This window comes from Parabacteroides distasonis ATCC 8503 (assembly GCF_000012845.1).
Taxonomy (GTDB): Bacteria; Bacteroidota; Bacteroidia; order Bacteroidales; family Tannerellaceae; genus Parabacteroides; species Parabacteroides distasonis.
Genome location: NC_009615.1, coordinates 2658968 through 2679781 on the forward strand (window position 1 = coordinate 2658968; position 20814 = coordinate 2679781).

Sequence of the window (20814 nt, forward strand, 5' to 3'; positions counted from 1 at the left end):
CCACCTACTTCTTTATTGTTATTGAATTAATCCAGAGTGAAACTCAAACCAAGTCCTCTCAACTCGTGCAATAATACATTCAGAGATTCAGGGATACCCGGCTGTGGCATCGGATCACCCTTCACGATCGCCTCATAAGCCTTGGAACGTCCTACAACGTCATCAGACTTAATCGTAAGAATTTCCTGAAGAACATGAGCGGCACCGAAGGCTTCCAGTGCCCAAACCTCCATCTCTCCGAAACGTTGACCACCGAACTGTGCCTTACCACCTAACGGCTGTTGCGTAATCAAAGAGTACGGACCGATTGAACGGGCATGCATCTTATCGTCAACCATGTGGCCCAACTTCAAGAAGTAAGTCACACCCACCGTAGCAGGTTGGTCGAAACGCTCACCAGTACCACCATCATACAAGTAAGACTTACCGTAGCGAGGAATACCAGCCTTGTCTGTCCATTCATTCAAATCATCCAAAGTCGCGCCATCGAAGATCGGAGTAGCGAACTTAACGTCCAACTCACGTCCGGCCCAACCCAACACGGCCTCGAAAATCTGTCCCAAGTTCATACGAGAAGGCACACCCAGCGGGTTCAAGCAGATATCCACCGGAGTACCGTCTTCCAAGAACGGCATATCCTCCTGACGAACGATCTTTGATACGATACCCTTGTTACCGTGGCGACCGGCCATCTTATCACCTACCTGAATCTTACGTTTCTTGGCGATATAAACCTTAGCCATCTGTACGATACCTGTCGGCAGCTCATCACCGATCGTCAAGTCGAACTTCTTACGTCTCAACTCAGCGTCAAGCTCCTTGTACTTCTTCAAATAATTCAAGATAACCTGCTTGATCAACTCATTCTTCTGAGCGTCTGCCGTCCACTTGCTTACTTGGATGGAGTTATAATCCAATTCTTCCAGAGATTTGCGGGTAAACTTAGCACCCTTAGCGATAATCTCCGTATTCATATAGTCTTTAACACCTTGAGAAACCTTGCCGTTTGTAAGCACTAACAACTTATCAACTAACAAAGTCTTCAAGCTAGCCATCTTTTCTTCGTATTCCTCGTCCAACTTCGGCAAGATCGCCTTATCAGTCAATCTGGATTTACGTTTCTTGACAGCCTTCGAGAACAAAGCGGTCTCGATAACCACACCACGCAAAGACGGAGTAGCCTTCAAGGAAGCATCCTTCACATCACCCGCCTTATCACCGAAGATAGCACGCAACAACTTTTCCTCCGGAGATGGATCAGACTCACCTTTCGGAGTGATCTTACCGATCAAGATATCACCCGGCTCGATGCGAGCACCTACACGAACGATACCTCTCTCATCCAAATCCTTGGTAGCCTCTTCGCTGACGTTAGGGATATCGGAAGTCAATTCCTCCATACCACGCTTCGTCTCACGTACCTCAAGGATGTATTCGTCAACGTGGACAGACGTAAAGAAGTCCTCACGAACCATACGCTCGTTCAACACGATAGCATCCTCATAGTTATAACCCTTCCAAGGCATGTAAGCCACCTTCACGTTACGTCCCAAAGCAAGCTCGCCTTTCTGGGTTGAGTAACCCTCGGTAAGGATATCGCCGGCTTTCACACGTTGTCCGCGATGACAGGTCGGTTTCAAATCGACTGTCGTACTTTGGTTGGTCTTACGCCATTTCGGGATATTATATGTCTTAACCGCATCCTCGAAGCTAACGAATTCCTCGTCCTCCGTGCGGTCATATTTAATCTTGATACAAGTAGCATCAACGAACACAACCTCGCCCTCACGCTCAGCCATAATCTGAGTACGAGAGTCACGAGCAACCTGCGCCTCGATACCGGTACCAACGATCGGAGCGTCCGTACGCAACAAAGGAACCGCCTGACGCATCATGTTAGATCCCATCAACGCACGGTTAGCGTCATCATGTTCCAAGAACGGGATCAGTGAAGCCGCGATAGAAGCGATCTGCTGCGGAGCCACGTCCATCAAGTCAATCTCAGAAGGAGGGACAACAGGGAAGTCAGCCTCGAAACGAGCCTTCACCTTATCGCGGATAAACTTACCGTTATCATCCAATGGAGCATTACCTTGAGCGATTGTCAACTCTTCCTCTTCCTCCGCCGTGTAGTATTGCAAGCCTTCCTCAGAGAAGTCGACCTTTCCATCTGCCACCTTACGGTACGGAGTCGAGATGAAACCAAGATCGTTGATCTTAGCGTATACACATAAAGAAGAGATCAAACCAATGTTCGGACCTTCCGGGGTCTCAATCGGACAAAGACGACCATAGTGCGTATAGTGAACGTCACGAACCTCGAATCCGGCACGCTCTCTAGACAAACCTCCCGGACCTAGGGCTGATAAACGACGCTTGTGCGTGATCTCCGCCAACGGGTTCGTCTGGTCCATGAACTGAGACAAGGCATTCGTTCCGAAAAAAGAGTTAACCACGGAAGAAATCGTCTTCGCGTTGATCAAATCAATCGGAGTAAACACCTCATTATCGCGAACGTTCATACGTTCACGAACTGTACGTGACATACGAGCCAAACCAATACCGAACTGGTTATACAATTGCTCGCCAACCGTACGTACACGACGGTTGCTTAAGTGGTCGATATCATCCACGATAGCCTTCGAGTTGATCAACTCGATCAGGTACTTGATGATCTCGATAATATCTTCTTTAGTCAAGACCTTAACATCAGCGCTTGTAGTAAGGCCTAACTTCTTGTTGATCCTGTAACGTCCCACCTCACCCAGATCATAACGTTTCTCTGAGAAGAACAGGTTCGTGATAACCTCGCGTGCGCTAGCCTCATCAGCCGGTTCCGCATTTCTCAACTGTCTGTAGATATACAACACAGCTTCCTTCTCGGAGTTACTCGGGTCTTTCTGGAGCGTATTATATATGATAGCATAGTCGGACAGATTCTGGTCCTCACGATGCAACAAAATATTTTGCGTGCCTGAATCCAAGATAGCCTCGATATTGTCACTATCCAATACAGACTCACGGTCGATGATTACATCGTTACGTTCAATAGAAACCACCTCACCGGTATCCTCATCTACGAAATCCTCCACCCAAGTCTTCAAAACACGAGCGGCCAGCTTACGTCCGATAAACTTCTTCAGGTTTGCTTTCGTCACCTTCACCTCTTCCGCAAGGTTGAAGATTTCAAGAATATCTCTATCGCTTTCAAAACCAATAGCTCTCAAAAGAGTAGTTACAGGCAATTTCTTTTTACGGTCGATGTAAGCGTACATCACATTGTTGATGTCCGTAGCGAACTCGATCCATGACCCCTTGAACGGGATAATACGTGCGGAGTACAACTTCGTTCCGTTTGCGTGCGTGCTTTGTCCGAAGAATACGCCCGGAGAACGGTGCAGCTGAGACACGACAACACGCTCGGCGCCGTTGATCACGAAAGTACCTCTGTCCGTCATATACGGGATCGGACCTAAGTATACATCTTGGATCACCGTATCGAAGTCCTCATGATCCGGGTCCGTACAGTACAGTTTTAACTTCGCTTTTAAAGGCACGCTATAGGTTAACCCGCGAGCGATACACTCATCGATACAGTAACGAGGCGGATCTATATAGTAATCTAAGAACTCCAACACAAAATTGTTACGGGTATCCGCAATCGGGAAATTCTCGGCAAATACCTTATACAATCCCTCCTTCTTTCTCTTTTCAGGAGGAGTGTCAAGTTGAAGAAAGTCTTGGAACGACTTCAATTGAACTTCGAGAAAGTCTGGATACGGGAACTGATTCTTTATCGAAGCAAAATTAACTCTTTGGTTTTCAGCTGTTGAAGACATCTAGTAAGGAATTTATTGAACTTATTGAAATTATAGACACAAAAAGGTTAAGAGTCTTCGTAGTCGGAGACTCTTAACCAAATCACCTGGAAACCAGGTTATAAATACTATTTAAGCTCAACTTCAGCTCCAGCCTCTTCCAACTGTTTCTTCATTGCCTCAGCATCAGCTTTAGCGATACCTTCCTTAATTGCACTAGGAGCGCTATCTACCATATCCTTAGCCTCTTTCAAGCCAAGACCTGTTAATTCTTTAACTAACTTAACGATAGCTAATTTATTAGCACCAGCTGCTTTCAATACAACATCGAAAGAAGTCTTCTCTTCTGCAGCGGCAGCAGCACCACCAGCAGCAGGACCAGCAACAGCAACAGCTGCAGCAGCAGGTTCGATACCGTACTCTTCTTTAAGGATAGTAGCTAATTCGCTAACTTCTTTAACGGTCAAGTTTACTAATTGTTCTGCAAAAGCTTTCAAATCTGCCATTTTTGTATGATTTAAATGATTATTTATCTGTGTAATGTTTTAATGAAAAATTATCTTTCTTCCAAAGTCTTCAACAGACCATGGATAGTTTGTCCTGATGACTGAAGAGCAGAGATAACGTTCTTCGCCGGAGATTCCAACAATGCGATAACATCGGCAATAAGTTCGTTTTTGCTCTTGATATTTACTAATGCCTCAAGATTCTCAGCACCTACATAGAAGCTTTCTTGTACGTAAGCAGCCTTCAAAGCCGGTTTAGCGACTACACCTTTTTTAGCGTCCTTAGTAAAATCCTTAATCAGGCGAGCGGGAGCATTAGCGACTTGTGAGAACATCACAGCCGTATTGCCTTTCAAAGCTACGTTAAGATCAGAGAAGTCACCTTCAATGTTCTCCAACGCTTTCTTAAGCAAGTTATTCTTTACAACGACTAACTTAACCTCACGCTTGAAACACTCTCTTCTCAATTTGCTGGTTTTCTCAGCGTCCAACGCCTCGATATCCGTCAAATAGAAATTAGGATATTCCTTTAATGTTTCAGTTAATTGACCTATAACAGTTCCTTTATCTTCCTTTCTCATTGTTCAATTGTTTTTTAGTTTTCTTCAACTGATTTGGGGTCAATTTTAATACCCGCACTCATAGTACTAGAAAGATAAATACTCTTTATATACGCACCTTTAGCCGCAGTAGGTTTCAACTTGATCAAAGTTGAAATAAACTCCTTAGCATTGTCACGAATCTGTTCCGGAGTGAAAGACACCTTACCAACAGATGTGTGAACGATACCGCTCTTATCTACCTTAAAGTCGATCTTACCTTGCTTAACCTCCTTCACCGCATTTCCGATCTCATTGGTAACCGTACCACTCTTTGGGTTAGGCATCAAACCACGAGGGCCTAATACGCGACCAAGAGCACCGATCTTACCCATGATAGAAGGCATAGTGATGATAACATCAATGTCAGTCCAACCGCCTTTAATCTTATTAATATACTCATCCAATCCAACATAGTCAGCTCCAGCGGCAGTAGCTTCAGCTTCCTTGTCCGGAGTACATAATGCGAGAACCCTAACCTGCTTACCAGTTCCGTGAGGCAATGAAACCACGCCTCTCACCATTTGATTGGCCTTACGGGGGTCAACACCTAAACGGACATCAACATCTACGGATGCGTCAAACTTAGTTGTAGTAATTTCCTTCACTAAAGCTGAAGCTTCTTTCAATGTATATGCTTTCCCAGCTTCAATCTTGCCCAAAGCCAACTTTTGATTCTTTGTAAGTTTACTCATCTCAATTGAAGTTTATTAATTATTACCCGGGAATGTCCCTTTAACAGTGATACCCATACTTCTGGCTGTTCCCGCAACCATTCTCATGGCCGACTCGACAGTAAAGCAGTTTAGATCGACTAATTTGTCTTCAGCGATAGCTTTCACCTGATCCCATGTGATCTCAGCGATCTTAGCACGGTTAGGTTGAGCGGAACCGCTCTTCTTCTTAGTAGCTTCCAACAACTGGATTGCCACAGGAGGAGTTTTAACGACAAAGTCGAAAGACTTATCGGCATAGTAAGTAATTACAACAGGTAATATCTTACCAGCCTTGTCTTGGGTCTTGGCATTAAATTGCTTGCAAAACTCCATAATGTTAATACCCTTAGAACCCAAAGCAGGTCCTACTGGGGGAGAAGGGTTTGCTGCTCCTCCTTTAATCTGCAATTTGATTTGTCCAGCAACTTCTTTAGCCATTGTTTCTAAAATTTTTTAGATATATAACATCAATAACAGAAAGGTAGCACTTTTCGTAACCAGAGTACTATTCTTTCTCAACTTGCATATAACCCAACTCAAGGGGAGTCTTGCGTCCGAAGACCTTAACCATCACCTTAAGTTTCTTTTTCTCGGCGTTGACCTCTTCGATTATACCCGTGAAACCGCTGAACGGTCCAAAAGTAATCTTCACACTCTCGCCAACATAGAACTGGATATCCAGATCCTCTTGTTGTTCCTGCAACTCGTCAACCGTACCTAAGATACGATTCACTTCCGCAGGACGTAATGGCACGGGGGTATCAGAACCACCCAAGAAACCAATCACATTCGGAATGTTCCGCAATCGATGAGCAACCTCACCGACCAAAGCAGCCTCGACCAGCACATAACCCGGCAAGTAAGCCCTTTCTTTCATGACCTTCTTACCGTTTCGTACCGTAAAGGTTTTCTCAGTCGGAATCAAGACTTGAGATACATATTCTCCCAGATCCGTATTCTTCAGCTCAGCCTCTAGATATTCCCGTACCTTGTTCTCCTTGCCACTGATGGCACGCAGAACATAAAATTTCTTTTGGATATCAGACATACCTTAACTGATTAGAAAATTTGGTTGTAGAAGAAACGCATAACAGCCTCGAAGGCCCCGTCAACAACAAAGATCAATGCGGCGATGATAAGGGAAGCAAACATAACAACAACCGCACTATTGGAAAGCTCTGCTCTCGTAGGCCAAGAAACTTTATAAACAAGTTCGTTATAAGATTCCTTAATATAAGTAATTATCTTTTTCATCGAATCTATAGATTTTAGCACGGAAGGAGAGGCTCGAACTCCCGACACCTGGTTTTGGAGACCAGTGCTCTACCAACTGAGCTACTTCCGTAGAAATAGCCAGCCCTTAAAAAGACTGGCTATAACATTATCTAATGCTTGAATTAGTTCTCTAATTCTGTGATCTGGCCTGCACCTACTGTACGTCCACCCTCGCGGATAGCGAAACGAAGACCTACGCTACATGCTACCGGATAGATCAACTCAACCTCGATCGTTACGTTATCACCCGGCATTACCATTTCAGTTCCTTCCGGCAAAGTGATCTCACCAGTTACATCCAATGTACGGATATAGAACTGAGGACGATATTTGTTGTGGAACGGAGTGTGACGACCACCTTCCTCTTTCTTCAAGATATAAACCTCAGCCTTGAACTTAGAATGCTCTTTAACCTGACCCGGGTGGCAGATTACCATACCACGCTTGATCTCATTCTTATCGATACCGCGAAGCAACAAACCAACGTTATCACCAGCCTCACCTTGATCCAATAACTTACGGAACATCTCAACACCTGTAACAACAGATTTCTTACCAGCAGCGCCAAGACCGATGATCTGAACTTCCTCACCAACCTTAACAATACCTGTCTCGATACGACCTGTAGCAACAGTACCACGACCCGTGATTGAGAATACGTCCTCAACCGGCATCAAGAACGGCTTGTCGATTTCGCGCGGAGGCAGAGGAATCCAAGTATCACAAGCTTCCATCAACTCCATTACTTTATCTTCCCATTGAGCATCACCGTTCAATGCACCAAGAGCAGAACCACGGATGATCGGAGTGTTGTCACCGTCGAATTGATAGAATGAAAGCAACTCTCTCATCTCCATCTCAACCAATTCCAACATTTCCTCGTCGTCAACCATGTCACACTTGTTCATGAATACAACCAATCTCGGAACGTTTACCTGACGAGCCAAAAGGATGTGCTCGCGAGTTTGAGGCATAGGACCATCAGTAGCAGCAACTACGATGATAGCACCGTCCATCTGAGCAGCACCAGTTACCATGTTCTTTACGTAGTCGGCGTGACCCGGACAGTCTACGTGAGCATAGTGACGGTTTGCAGTCTGATACTCTACGTGAGAAGTGTTGATTGTGATACCTCTCTCTTTTTCTTCAGGAGCGTTGTCGATAGAATCGAATGAACGCAACTCTGAAAGACCTTTCTTTGCCAATACTGTTGTGATAGCAGCTGTCAAAGTTGTTTTACCGTGGTCAACGTGACCAATCGTACCAATGTTCACATGTGGTTTCGATCTGTCAAATTTCTCTTTTGCCATAACTTAATTGTTCTTTATTTGATTAATGATCATGTTCAATTTTCAATTGAGCCGGTGCCGAGACTTGAACTCGGGACCTCTTCCTTACCAAGGAAGTGCTCTACCGCTGAGCTACACAGGCAACTTATAAGAGCGGAAGACGGGGCTCAAACCCGCGACCCTCAGCTTGGAAGGCTAATGCTCTATCAACTGAGCTACTTCCGCAAGACCGAATGAACCAACCGATTCTCTCATTTGTTTCATTCGTGTGGGCAGTGATGGATTCGAACCACCGAAGGCGAAAGCCAGCTGAGTTACAGTCAGCCCCATTTGGCCACTCTGGTAACTGCCCATTCCAATACATTCTTTTGAGCCTCTTGTCGGATTCGAACCAACGACCCCGAGATTACAAATCACGTGCTCTGGCCAACTGAGCTAAAGAGGCGATACTTCTAAAAGCAGCCGTTTCGTCACCACGGCGAAACGGCTGCAAATTTAGATATTATTTCTTACATACCAAATTTATCTACCGTTTTTTTTATTTGGCTCTGATTTTTTCTTTGAATTTAACCAGTTGCTTCTCCAAAGCCTCAACACAATCGTCTATCGCCCCTTCGAAAGTATCGTTTATTTTATCAGCGAAACATTCCCCGTTCTTCACGGACAACATTATACTGGCCTGCTTGTTCTTCACCGTCTCAGGCTTAACCACCTTCAATGTAACCTCTGCCAATATAATACCATCGAAGTATTGCTCCAATTTAGAAACTTTCTTCTGAATAAACGCCTCCAACTGTGCAGTTGCGTCGAAATGAATTGCTTGAATTCTAACGTCCATAATAACCTCCTTCTTTTTTTGCTCTTGGATGAGCATGATACACTTTTTTTAATTCCTCAAAGGTTGTATGCGTGTAAACACTGGTAGACGCTAAACTGCTATGACCTAATAAATCTTTCACAGCGTTCAGCTCGGCTCCGTTGTTTAACATACTCGTTGCAAATGAATGTCGTAACACGTGTGGACTTCGTTTCGCCAGCATGGGTATCTCCGACAATTGCTTTTTTACTATATTATAAACAATCCCCGTCGACAACTGGTTCCCGTTCTTTCGAACGAAAAACCATTCACCGGCTGCCTCAACCTCACGATCACGGACTTCCGTGTATGCAAGCATTAAGTTTTTTAAACCCTCCGCAAAAGGAATCAACCGCTGCTTGTTCCGCTTTCCGGTTACCTTGACCTGCATCGCCTCATAATCCACATCCACGTTTCGTATGCCGATTAACTCTGAGCGGCGCATCCCGGTATCGTATAGCATCTCAATGACCAACCGATTCCTCACACCTTCAAAATCCTCATCAAATCCGTCCCCGTCCAACAACGCCTCCAACTCGCTATCCTTAATAAAATAAGGCAAGGGTTTCTTCGTTTTCGGACCGCTCACCAATCTCAACGGATTCGCGGAGACAATGCCCCGTTTCATGAGAAACTTAAAAAAAGATTTCAAAGAACTTAATTTCCGGTTTACCGATACGGGAGAGAGCTTCTCGTCCATCAAACTGACGATCCAGCTTCTCACGAAATCCGAGTCGATTTCCCCGGGGTTGAATACACCTTCTCGATGCTCTCTTACATACCTCTGGAATTGGTCCAAATCTTTCGAATAGGCACCAATCGTATAATTGGAATAGTTCCGCTCATACCGGAGATAGTTTAGAAAGTCATCGATCAGCATATTCTCGTTGCATCAACATTCATGCAACGAAAATAGGAATAAGAATTCAATAAAACAAGCCCGGAAGCTATAATTATTCTTCTACTTGTTGCAAATGCTGTACGTAGATAGCACGCATAGTCTGCTTTCTCTTCGTAACAGACGGTTTCTCGAAAGCCTGACGGCCTCTCAATTCCTTGACTACACCTGTTTTCTCGAACTTTCTCTTGAATTTCTTAAGCGCCTTCTCGATGTTTTCGCCTTCTTTTAATGGAACTACGATCATAATTTAAATTGTTATATTGTTTAATTATTTATATCCTCAAATTGAGCGGCAAAATTACTGATTGTTTCGGGATTAGCAAAACTTTCAGCGATTATTTTTATAAAAGATGCCTTTCTCCGTAATTATAGCCGTGATTAGCTCGTGGGGAGTAATGTCGAAGGCGGGGTTGTAGACTTTCACGTCTTTCGGGGCCATACGCCTTGAATACCACATCTCGGTGACCTCATCGGGGTTACGTTCCTCTATTACAATGGAATCGCCGTCCGGGCACGAGCCATCGATGGTGGATGTCGGGCCTAATACATAGAAGGGGATCTTGTAATGCCGGGCCAAGATAGCCACTCCAGACGTGCCGATCTTATTCGCCACGTCGCCATTGGCGGCTACACGGTCGCAACCTACGACCACGGCATGCACCCAGCCTTTCCGCATGACGACGGAGGCCATATTATCGCAAATCAGCGTCACGTCCACGCCGGCCCTGCTTAGCTCATAGGCCGTGAGCCGGGCGCCTTGCAACAAAGGACGGGTCTCGTCGGCGAAGACCTTGAAACCATAACCTCTCTCCTGCCCCAGATAAATCGGCGCCAAAGCGGTGCCATACTCCGAGACCGCCAGATGTCCGGCGTTACAATGCGTAAGGATTCCCATCCCGGGACGGAGTAGCTCCAGACAGTTCTCGCCGATCTGCCGGCAAGCGGCGGCGTCTTCCTCCCGGATCGCGATCGCTTCCTTATATAATAGCTCTTTCCATTCCGGGACAGACAAGGTTGGATGAGCGACCAATACCCGCTCCATCCGGTTCAGCGCCGCCACCAGATTCACCGCTGTCGGACGGGAACCGGCCAGATACTCCTTGATCTTCCGAAACTCATTCACGAAAACGGATTTCTCCGCCGTATCGATCCGACGGGCGCAGACATAGATACCATAAGCGGCCGCTACCCCGATAGCAGGTGCTCCACGTACCTTTAATTTATAGATAGCGTCCCATATCTCCTCGGCAGTGGTAAGGGTCAGATACGCTTCCTTACCCGGCAGCAGAGTTTGGTCCAAAATGATCACACCGTCCGCTTGCTCGTTGAAACGCACGGTCTTTAAATCAGATAGAGTTTGTATCATTCGATATGAATATATTAATAGTTCACGGGACCCAGCGTAGCTTCTATCGCCACCCCTGCGGCGGTAACCGCTATCGCTCCTACGACAAGGCCTGCCGTAGCCCCATGAGTCTCTTTCACGTAAAAGAAATCGCCGGATTGCTGCTGTCCCTCATCGAAATACTGGGGAGCCACGTCGCCGACCTTGATCAATTTCGCCAGATAGAAGTTCCGCTCAAAAGAGGAATGCTTCAAGGGCTTCCCATTAGTCCCTCCGGCGAACAACGTCAGGTAGCTACGGAATCTCAGCGGAGAATCTTCTTCTGTAAAATCCTTCACTCGGATATTTACGGTTGTGTTTGCTTTCGTTGTCATTTGTTCCTTTACATACTCTTCTTTCGGGATCTCGTTAAACGGGAAGTTGGCTAATTGCAAAGGCGTATTGACTAATTTGGAATGCGGCGGGATAAACTCAACGCCCTTTGGCAAACTCACATCACCGGAGAAGGAACCTTCCGAGTAGCTCCACCCGCTGCTGCTCCTATCGCTCCAATGAAAGGAGCTACCGGATGCCACGCTAGAGCTCTCGCCTCTCACCGAGGCCACTTTCGGGTCGTAGGTGGTAGCCACGTCATCGATAATCAGCGCCGACCGCCCCCAATCCACGTACAAGGGTTCATCCAGTTTATTATAAATGGTAATAGTAACCGGGGCGTTCTCTCCCCAGAAACGATAAGAGATACGTACCGTATCGTTTTCCTGCACAAAATCACCTCTCTCATTCTTCTCCCCGACGGGGTCATTCGAGTTCAACATCGAATAATAATAAGAAGAACATGCGCTCAAGCCGAGAAGCAGAGCCGCAAAGACAAAAAGATAAAGCAGATTCCTCATGGCACTTCTTATTTGTTTCTACAAAGCTAGCAAATTATTCCTTGATATCTATTGGGTGCCTTATCTTTAACTTGATTTAAAGGGATCGGTTCACAAGGTTGTGGACCACAAGGCTGTGAGCCCATACACGTTTATCATAACCTTTAGCTCTTTTATCCGGAATCCTTACCCTTTTCTCTTTTATATATTGTACCTTTGAAGCTGAAGTATTCATTATCCACCATCTGTTAGACGATCATCTAACGGATGGTAGATGATCGTCCAACAGTTGGTGCATGATCATGCAACGGCTGTTGGAAGATGAATCCTTCTTGAAGAAACCGCTAAGCTCGCCTATAGAAACGGGTAAGCGATCCAGAAGAATCAGACAAAAGATCTATAACCATTTAAACACAGCACAGATGTCAGCAAATTACAAGCTAGTCAGAAATCCCAACCCGAATCCAGAGGAATCCGGGAAGTCATTACCCCTACATCCTCGTTTGGTCTCTTGCGGGACGATACATACGGATGAGTTCATCAATAGAGCGAAGTCACGGTCTTCTTTCTCGCCCGCGGATATGAAAGGGATCTTGCAGCTCTTCCAAGACATGATGGTGGACTTTCTCATGTTCGGTTATAACGTGGAGCTAGAGGGGATCGGTACTTTCAGCGTCTCACTGAAAAGCCGGCCCGTCATGGAAAAGAATGAGGTCCGGGCGGAATCCATCCATTTTAAGGACGTGAAGTTCAGATCGTCCAAGGAACTAAGAGACCGGCTGAAGACCATGCCGGTGTTTCGTGACGAGTACACGGTTAGCGATCCCGCATATCCCTCCGCCAAGGAATGCGAGCAAGAGGTATTCCGTTATCTGGAGACGAACCCTTTTATCCACCAGAAGAAGTATATGTCGCTCTGCGGATGCTCCAGAAGTAAGGCTTCCCTCGACTTGCGGCGGCTGGTAGAGGAAGGGAAACTGCGGTGGGAAAAACTAGGTACTTCCCATCTATATTATAAGGTAGAAGAGCCGGTTTCCGGCGAGACAAATCCAAAATAATTCATTAACTTTGCGAGTATTAATGTTGACTAAAATAAAATGCGATGAAAACAAACATTCCTGAACGTATCGCCGCCCTACGGGAGGCTATGAGACAACAGAAGGTTGACGCTTACATCATACCCAGTTCCGACCCGCACCTAAGCGAGTATCCGGCCGATCGCTGGAAATCGAGAGAATGGATATCCGGCTTCACCGGCTCGGCGGGAACGATCGTGGTCACCGCAGACAAGGCGGGCTTATGGACCGATTCCCGGTATTTCCTGCAAGCGGCCAGCCAACTGGAAGGTTCCGGTATCGAACTCTATAAGTTGGCGCTTCCGGAGACACCGTCTATCACGGAATTCCTCTTGCATGAGTTACACGCCGGACAGGCCGTAGGGCTGGACGGGCAAACCTATAGCGCCGCCGAAGCGAGTGCCTTGGCAAATAAACTAAGCCGTAAAGAAATCAAGCTGGATACCTCGGCCGACCTGATCGAGGGTATCTGGAAGGACCGTCCCGCCGTTCCCGGAAACCCGATATTCGAGATGCCGGAAGCATTAAGCGGAGCCTCCGTGCACGAGAAACTAGAACTAATCAATAACCAGTTGCGGAGCGAGGGCGCCGATTGCTTGATCCTCGCCGCCTTGGACGAGATCGCGTGGACATTCAATATCCGGGGTACGGACGTGACCTATAACCCGGTCGTAGTCAGCTACGCCTTCGTATCGGAGGACGAGAGCGTGCTTTTCATCAAGCCGGAGAAGCTGACCGCCGAGATCACCGAGCATTTGAAGAAAGAAGGGGTTACGCTGGCCGAATACTCCATGATCCAGAGGTATCTGTCCCGCCTACCGGAAAACAGCCGGGTATTCGTGGATATGAACAAGACGAACGTCTCCTTATACGATGCGATCCCGGGAAGCTGTACGATCGTGGAAGGGATCTCCCCCGCCAATCACTTGAAGAGCATCAAGAACGAGACCGAGATCAAGGGATTCCAAAACGCCGTGGTAAAAGATGGCGTCGCCTTGACAAAATTCTATATCTGGCTGGAGAAAAAAATGGCGGAAGGAGCCCAAGTTACAGAGATCAGCGCCGCCGAGAAGCTGACAGCCTTACGTGCGGAACAACCGCAATACATCATGGATAGCTTCGGCACGATCTGCGGTTACGCCGAGCATGGAGCGATCGTTCATTATTCCGCTACGCCGGAGACGGACGCGACCTTGAAACCGGAGGGATTGCTTTTGATCGATTCCGGTGCGCAATATCTGGACGGTACGACGGATATCACCCGCACGATCGCCCTTGGAGAGCCGACGGAGCAGATGAAAAAGGATTTCACCCGTGTATTGAAAGGTACGATCAGCTTGGCGAAAAGCAAGTTTCCCGCTGGAACACGAGGCTCTCAGATCGATATCCTTGCCCGTAAGGCGCTATGGGATTCCGGCATTAATTACTTGCACGGAACCGGTCACGGTATCGGCCATTGCCTAAACGTACACGAAGGCCCCCAAAGCATCCGCATGGAGGAGAACCCGGTGACCTTGAAGCCCGGAATGGTGATCAGCGACGAGCCGGCCATGTATCGTACCGGCGAATACGGTATCCGTACGGAGAACATGATCTTGGTACGTGAGGACAGCGAAACGGAATTCGGGAAATTCCTAGGATTCGATACGCTGACGCTTTGTTTCATCGACACGAGCTTGATTATCATCCCCATGCTCTCTGTCCGTGAGCACGCTTGGCTGAACAAGTACCACCAAATGGTCTACGACAAGATCAGCCCGTTCTTGAACGAGGAGGAGAAAGCTTGGCTGAAAGAGAAAACAACAGAAATTTAAACAACTAAAAATGGCATTAATTAAATCCGTTCGTGGCTTTACCCCGAAGATCGGTAAAGACACTTTTTTAGCAGACAACGCCACGATTATAGGTGACGTAGAGATCGGTGAAGGTTGCAGTATCTGGTTTGGCACCGTGCTTCGCGGCGACGTGAACTCGATTCGCATCGGCAACGGCGTAAACGTACAGGATGGTTCCGTCCTTCACACCTTATATGAGAAATCGACGATCGAGATCGGCGATGATGTATCCATCGGCCATAACGTAACGATCCACGGGGCGAAGATTTGCAATGGCGCCTTGATCGGAATGGGCTCCGTGGTATTGGATCACGCCGTAGTAGGCGAGGGAGCGATCATCGCCGCAGGTTCCGTAGTATTAAGCAAGACGATCGTCGAGCCGGGCAGTATCTACGCCGGAGTTCCCGCTAAGTTCGTCAAGAAGGTAGATCCCGAGCAAGCGAAAGAGATCAACCAAAAGATAGCCAAGAACTATCATATGTATTCTTCTTGGTATAAAGAATAATAGCATGTATTTGATTATTTGAATTATAAACCATATATTTGTATCTGTAAAGTAACAACCAAAGGGTTACATGAAAAATGATTCAAATAATAGGGTTCCAGCCAATAAACACTATTTGTCCCGAAGAGTGGGATGGATAGTGTTTATTTTTATGCTGGGAATAGGCGGATATCTGGCGTTACCCTCCAATTATTATCTACGTAGGGCCCTTATCCATTTGTTACCCAAGATCGATCAATATCCGATTTTCGAGAACCGGGTCGTAAAAGCAGGTTCGCCCCGCCCTTGGGAACTATCGGAAGCTTACAATACGAAAAGTATTCCAGAGCGTTATCTTCCCCGGTTTGAGGAGCTGGGTACGGTTGCCTATGTAATCATCCAAGACAATCGATTGCTATTCGAGCAATATTGGGAAGATTACTCGCCGGAATCGCATAGCAACTCCTTCTCGATGGCGAAAAGCATCGTCTCGTTAGCGATCGGCTGCGCTATCGACGATGGATTTATCCGGGATGTCGATCAACCGGTAAGCGACTTTTTCCCGGAATTCAAGGGATACGACGGAAAAGCCCTAACGCTTCGCCATTTGCTGACCATGAGCGCCGGCGTGGATTTCGACGAGGCTTACAGCTCTCCTTTCTCTCCTACCACCCAGTTGTATTATGGCGATGACCTACAGGAAATCGCCTTCGGGATGAAAGAGATCGACGAGCCCGGCGTAAACTTTATCTACCAAAGCGGCGTGACACAACTGCTGGGCTTTATCGTGGAGAAGGCTACCGGCGAGAAACTCAGCGATTATGTATCCCGCAAACTATGGACTCCGATGCACGCCGAGGAAAGCGCCCTTTGGAGCCTCGACCGGAAGGACGGCATGGAAAAAGCCTATTGCTGTTTCAACAGTAACGCCCGTGATTTCGCCCGCTTCGGACAATTATTACTCAACAACGGCCAATGGGATGACCGGCAATTGATCTCTCCCGCTTATTTGGCGGAAGCGACAAGCCCCGATACCCGTCTTGTCTATAAGGATCTCGGCAAACCCAACCATTGTTACGGATTCCAATACTGGATTCTCGATTACAAAGGGATGAAGATCCCTTATATGAGAGGAATCTTGGGGCAATACGTCTTCACGCTCCCGGAAAAGAACGCCGTGATCGTAAGACTCGGGCACAAACGCAGCGATACTTATACCGCCGACCAACATTATCCGGACGATATAAATACATGGTTGGACGCGGCGATGGACTTACTTCAATAAGAATCTATTTATCAAACGATCTAAAAATAAACGCACATGAGAAAAACGATTTTAACGACAGCGCCATTGGCGGCACTCCTATTGCTTTCTTGCGCACAGAAACCCAGTACGCAAAAGCCGGACATCACGTATATGCCGCAACCACCGTTCAATCCGCCGACGTATGTTTGCTACAAGGCCCCCGCTCCTATCAAGATCGACGGAAAGCTTTCTCCCGGGGAATGGGACGCGATACCTTGGACCAGCGACTTCGTAGATATCGAAGGCGACAAACGCCCGGCCCCTCACTTCCAGACCCGGGCCAAGATGACTTACGATGATAACGGAATGTACTTCGCCGTCCTTATGGAGGAGCCGCACGTATGGGCGACCATCACGGAACACGACGCCGTGATCTTCCATGACAACGACTTCGAGATCTTCTTGAATCCTACGAACGACACCCATAATTATCTGGAGTACGAGGTGAACGCCTTGGGTACGGAATGGGACTTGTTCTTAACCCGCCCCTATCGGGATAATCCGCAAGTATTGAATAACTGGGAGTTTACCGGAATGAAATCCGCTGTTTATGTGGACGGTACGCTGAATAACCCGAAAGACACGGATAAATCATGGAGCGTAGAGGTATTCATTCCTTGGACTTCCGTATTCCAAATGGACAGAGGAAAAGAAAAGCCGGAAATCGGCGAGCAGATCCGTGTGAACTTCTCTCGTGTGGAATGGACAACGGACGTGAAAGACGGTAAATACGTGAAAGTCCCTATCCAAGGAGAGGATAAGATTCGCGAGTACAACTGGGTATGGGCGCCTACCGGGGTAATCAATATCCATATGCCCGAATACTGGGGTTATGTTCAAATATCGGATAAGATTGCGGGAGAAGGTGAGACTCCTTTCGTAAAACATCCTTCGGAGGAGACGAAATGGATCTTGCGTAATTTATATTACCGTCAGAATGAGTTCGCCGCGACCTTCGGACATTATGCCGATAACATCAACGACTTGAAGGCAAACGAGCTATGCCCGCAAGAGATCGCCAATCAACTGGAAATACATACGACACCTTCCATGTATGAGATATCACTACCCGCACCAGACGGTACGGTATGGAATATCCGGCAAGACGGTCTGGTATGGCCTAAAAAGAAATAACACAATTTATTAATCAACTAAAATATCATGAAGCAAAAGAATTTATGGATAGCGGCCTTGGCTTTAGGCATCACGCTATCGGCTCACGGACAACAAAGTGGTGGAGGCATCTCACCCACGATGTTGCAGCAAATCAAACAGTCTTATCAAGGAACGCCGACCGATAAGGCGATCCGTAACGCGATCACCAATAACGACATCAACAAGCTTGCCGTTAATGGGGAGAGCAAGAACAATTTGGATACTTACTTCTCCAATAAGGTAGAGAGCAAAGGGATCTCCAACCAACGTTCCTCGGGCCGTTGCTGGCTTTTCACGGGATTGAACGTGTTCCGTGCGCAGGCCATCGCCAAATATGACATGGGAGACTTTCAATTCTCCCAGAATTATTCTTTCTTCTGGGATCAATTGGAGAAAGCGAACCTTTTCTTACAGGGCATCATCGATACTCGTCTGAAACCAATGGACGACAAGATGGTGGAATGGTTATTCAAGAACCCGATCGGAGACGGAGGGCAGTTCACGGGTGTCTCCGATATCTTGACCAAATATGGCGTGGTTCCCGCCGAAGTCATGGTAGAGACCAACAGCAGCAACAGTACCGGACGCATGAGCAACCTGATCGGATTAAAGCTGAAAGAATACGGCTTGCAACTTCGTGACCTGTCTACGACCAAAGGCACGACCGTAGCGGATCTGGAGAAAAAGAAAACAGAGATGCTAGGTACGATTTACCGTATGCTCGTATTGAACTTGGGAGAGCCGCCTACGAAATTCACGTGGACTCGCAAAGACGCTAAAGGGAATCCGGTAGAGACGAAGGAATATACGCCTCAGTCCTTCTTCCAAGAATATATCGGGGACGATTTGAAAAACAACTATGTCATGTTGATGAACGATCCGAGCCGCGATTATTATAAGTTGTATGAGATCGATTACGACCGCCACGCTTACGATGGCAAGAACTGGACGTACGTAAACCTTCCGATCGAGGATATCAAACAAATGGCTATCGCTTCCATCAAGGACAGCACCATGATGTATTTCTCTTGCGACGTGGGCAAGTTCTTCGATCGTGACAGAGGTATTCTGGATGTAAACTTCTACGATTACGGTTCATTGCTGGGTACGACTTTCGGCATGGATAAGAAACAACGTATCCAAACATTCGCCAGCGGTTCCTCACACGCCATGACCTTGATGGCAGTTGACCTCGACGCGAATGGAAAGCCGAAGAAATGGATGGTTGAGAATAGTTGGGGTCCCGGAGCGAACGCCGGCCACCTCATCATGACAGACCAATGGTTTAATGAGTATATGTTCCGTCTGGTAGTCAACAAAAAGTACATCACGGATCAAGTAAAAGAGATCTTGAAACAAACACCGACTCGCCTTCCCGCTTGGGACCCGATGTTCGCTGAAGAGGATTAAAATAAAACACGGATGAGATAGACAACGCGAATCGTTCAATTACCAATCCGTACATCTATCTCATCCGTATTCCATTGCTATATCAAAAGAGTCTGGGCATACAATCACTCGAATAGCAAACCCGGCTTTATCTATTAACGGATATGGATTTGCCGCAAGATTTGATCCGTCGCTCCTACACTGTTTTTCACAAAATCACCGGCAGCTTGCCCGGAGGTTTCCAAGGCTGTCGGGTCGGTCAATAACTCGTCCATCTTCGTTCGGAAAGAGGAATCGTCTGTGATGGAGAAACCACCACCTACGGCGATCAGATCCTTCGCCTCCTTAAACTTATGGTATCTCGGGCCGAATAAGACCGGCATCCCATAAACGGCGGCTTCCAACGTGTTGTGGATACCCGCTCCGAAACCACCACCGATATAAGCGATCTGTCCATAGCGATAAATGGAAGATAAGAGTCCGAAACTGTCGATGATCAAGCAATCCTTATCGGCCAGATCATCCTCATGCGCCTCCGATAGACGGACGGACGGACGTTTTAGCATCGCCTCGATAGAAAGGAGATGTTCCCGGTGAATCTCATGCGGGGCGATAATCAACTTCATCTCCGGATGCTCATGGAAATAAGGGATAAAGATCGCCTCGTCTTGAGGCCATGAACTGCCGGCCACCATCACGATCGGCCTCTTACCCTCCTTGCTTTCCAAGAAACGTTCGATAAACGGAAGCTCACGAGCTTGCTTACGGACATCCAACACCCGATCAAAACGGGTATCGCCGGTCACCGTCACATTCGTGATACCGAACTCGTTCAAGAGTTTCATCGAACGCTCGTCCTGAACAAAAAGATGATTAAAATAAGATAGCATCTTCCGGTACGGTTTTCCGAACCATTGGAAAAATAGCTGGTCGGGGCGGAATATAGCGGAAATGATATAAACCGGTATTCCCCGCTTCCGCAACTCACGCAAATAGTTCCCCCAAAACTCGTACTTGATAAATATGGCGATCGCCGGATTCGCCAGATTCAGGAACTTCTTCACCCGGAAAGGCGTATCAAAAGGAAGGTAGCAGATCACGTCCGCTCCCTTGTAATTCTTCCGTACCTCATAACCGGAGGGAGAAAAGAAAGTCAGCAACACCTTATACTCCGGATGTTCCGCCTTGATATTCTCGATCATAGGGCGCCCTTGCTCGAATTCACCCAACGAGGAGGCATGGAACCAGATGTATTTAGCGTTCCGGTCGATTTTCTCACGAAGTATGGAATTTGTTTTCCATTGCCCGAATCGCATCAGTCTCGCCTTTTTATGGAAAGGCGAGATCAAAGCGACTACAAAAGCGTAGAGATGTATTGCTAAACTGTACATG

The 20814-nt window shown here is 47.0% G+C and carries 20 protein-coding genes and 5 tRNA genes; 6 read left to right on the forward strand and 19 right to left on the reverse strand.

The window, feature by feature from the left end; genetic code table 11:
- Window positions 1–26 precede the first annotated feature (26 nt).
- The 18 genes from rpoB to BDI_RS11395 all read right to left on the reverse strand — a co-directional run bounded on the left by rpoB (window position 27) and on the right by BDI_RS11395 (window position 12198).
- Window positions 27–3839: a DNA-directed RNA polymerase subunit beta gene (gene rpoB / locus BDI_RS11310; protein WP_005854221.1), complete on the reverse strand. Its 3813-nt coding sequence runs from the start codon at window positions 3837–3839 to the stop codon at window positions 27–29.
- A 107-nt stretch (window positions 3840–3946) separates the two neighbouring features.
- Window positions 3947–4324, reverse strand: a complete 378-nt coding sequence (gene rplL / locus BDI_RS11315) for a 50S ribosomal protein L7/L12 (RefSeq protein ID WP_011966796.1) — start codon at window positions 4322–4324, stop codon at window positions 3947–3949.
- Window positions 4325–4374: 50 nt separating this feature from the next.
- Window positions 4375–4905 carry a 50S ribosomal protein L10 gene (rplJ, locus tag BDI_RS11320; protein WP_005854219.1) on the reverse strand — a complete coding sequence of 177 codons (531 nt, stop codon included), beginning with the start codon at window positions 4903–4905 and terminating at the stop codon, window positions 4375–4377.
- A 14-nt stretch (window positions 4906–4919) separates the two neighbouring features.
- Complete coding sequence (gene rplA, locus BDI_RS11325) at window positions 4920–5618, reverse strand: 50S ribosomal protein L1 (protein ID WP_005854218.1); 699 nt, start codon at window positions 5616–5618, stop codon at window positions 4920–4922.
- 15 nt (window positions 5619–5633) lie between these two features.
- Entirely contained in the window at window positions 5634–6077 is a 444-nt protein-coding gene (gene rplK / locus BDI_RS11330; protein WP_005854215.1) for a 50S ribosomal protein L11, read from the reverse strand.
- 67 nt (window positions 6078–6144) lie between these two features.
- Window positions 6145–6687 (reverse strand): transcription termination/antitermination protein NusG, encoded by a 543-nt coding sequence (gene nusG, locus BDI_RS11335; protein ID WP_005854213.1) that lies wholly within the window; start codon window positions 6685–6687, stop codon window positions 6145–6147.
- A gap of 11 nt (window positions 6688–6698) precedes the next feature.
- Window positions 6699–6893 (reverse strand): preprotein translocase subunit SecE, encoded by a 195-nt coding sequence (gene secE, locus BDI_RS11340; RefSeq protein WP_005854211.1) that lies wholly within the window; start codon window positions 6891–6893, stop codon window positions 6699–6701.
- 18 nt (window positions 6894–6911) lie between these two features.
- Window positions 6912–6984, reverse strand: a tRNA-Trp gene (locus tag BDI_RS11345).
- A 52-nt stretch (window positions 6985–7036) separates the two neighbouring features.
- Window positions 7037–8224: an elongation factor Tu gene (tuf, locus tag BDI_RS11350; protein ID WP_005854209.1), complete on the reverse strand. Its 1188-nt coding sequence runs from the start codon at window positions 8222–8224 to the stop codon at window positions 7037–7039.
- 49 nt (window positions 8225–8273) lie between these two features.
- Window positions 8274–8345 (reverse strand) — tRNA-Thr (locus BDI_RS11355).
- 10 nt (window positions 8346–8355) lie between these two features.
- A tRNA-Gly gene (locus BDI_RS11360) sits at window positions 8356–8428 on the reverse strand.
- A gap of 44 nt (window positions 8429–8472) precedes the next feature.
- Window positions 8473–8555, reverse strand: a tRNA-Tyr gene (locus BDI_RS11365).
- Window positions 8556–8574: 19 nt separating this feature from the next.
- A tRNA-Thr gene (locus BDI_RS11370) sits at window positions 8575–8648 on the reverse strand.
- Between the two features lie 93 nt (window positions 8649–8741).
- Window positions 8742–9041, reverse strand: a complete 300-nt coding sequence (gene hpf / locus BDI_RS11375; RefSeq protein WP_008778704.1) for a ribosome hibernation-promoting factor, HPF/YfiA family — start codon at window positions 9039–9041, stop codon at window positions 8742–8744.
- A complete protein-coding gene (locus BDI_RS11380; protein WP_005854176.1) occupies window positions 9031–9939 on the reverse strand; it encodes a tyrosine-type recombinase/integrase in 909 nt (302 codons plus the stop codon). The genes hpf and BDI_RS11380 overlap by 11 nt, the downstream gene beginning before the upstream one ends.
- A gap of 73 nt (window positions 9940–10012) precedes the next feature.
- Window positions 10013–10204 (reverse strand): 30S ribosomal protein S21, encoded by a 192-nt coding sequence (gene rpsU / locus BDI_RS11385; protein ID WP_005854174.1) that lies wholly within the window; start codon window positions 10202–10204, stop codon window positions 10013–10015.
- Window positions 10205–10288: 84 nt separating this feature from the next.
- Entirely contained in the window at window positions 10289–11326 is a 1038-nt protein-coding gene (mtnA, locus tag BDI_RS11390) for an S-methyl-5-thioribose-1-phosphate isomerase (RefSeq protein WP_005854172.1), read from the reverse strand.
- 14 nt (window positions 11327–11340) lie between these two features.
- Window positions 11341–12198, reverse strand: a complete 858-nt coding sequence (locus BDI_RS11395; protein ID WP_008773678.1) for a hypothetical protein — start codon at window positions 12196–12198, stop codon at window positions 11341–11343.
- Window positions 12199–12599: 401 nt separating this feature from the next.
- Between BDI_RS11395 and BDI_RS11400 the strand changes: the two genes are divergently transcribed.
- The 6 genes from BDI_RS11400 to BDI_RS11425 all read left to right on the forward strand — a co-directional run bounded on the left by BDI_RS11400 (window position 12600) and on the right by BDI_RS11425 (window position 19443).
- Window positions 12600–13235: an HU family DNA-binding protein gene (locus tag BDI_RS11400; RefSeq protein ID WP_011966797.1), complete on the forward strand. Its 636-nt coding sequence runs from the start codon at window positions 12600–12602 to the stop codon at window positions 13233–13235.
- Window positions 13236–13279: 44 nt separating this feature from the next.
- The gene (locus BDI_RS11405; protein WP_011966798.1) at window positions 13280–15067 is read left to right on the forward strand and encodes an aminopeptidase P family protein; all 1788 of its coding nucleotides are present in this window, start codon (window positions 13280–13282) and stop codon (window positions 15065–15067) included.
- A 10-nt stretch (window positions 15068–15077) separates the two neighbouring features.
- Entirely contained in the window at window positions 15078–15593 is a 516-nt protein-coding gene (locus BDI_RS11410; protein ID WP_005854163.1) for a gamma carbonic anhydrase family protein, read from the forward strand.
- Between the two features lie 151 nt (window positions 15594–15744).
- Complete coding sequence (locus BDI_RS11415; RefSeq protein ID WP_370510633.1) at window positions 15745–16857, forward strand: serine hydrolase domain-containing protein; 1113 nt, start codon at window positions 15745–15747, stop codon at window positions 16855–16857.
- A 36-nt stretch (window positions 16858–16893) separates the two neighbouring features.
- On the forward strand, window positions 16894–18012 hold the full coding sequence (locus tag BDI_RS11420; RefSeq protein ID WP_011966800.1) for a carbohydrate-binding family 9-like protein: 1119 nt from the start codon (window positions 16894–16896) through the stop codon (window positions 18010–18012).
- A gap of 27 nt (window positions 18013–18039) precedes the next feature.
- Entirely contained in the window at window positions 18040–19443 is a 1404-nt protein-coding gene (locus BDI_RS11425) for a C1 family peptidase (protein WP_011966801.1), read from the forward strand.
- Window positions 19444–19577: 134 nt separating this feature from the next.
- On the opposite strand, the gene BDI_RS11430 is transcribed toward BDI_RS11425, so the two are convergent.
- On the reverse strand, window positions 19578–20813 hold the full coding sequence (locus BDI_RS11430) for a 3-deoxy-D-manno-octulosonic acid transferase (protein WP_011966802.1): 1236 nt from the start codon (window positions 20811–20813) through the stop codon (window positions 19578–19580).
- Window position 20814: the final 1 nt, after the last annotated feature.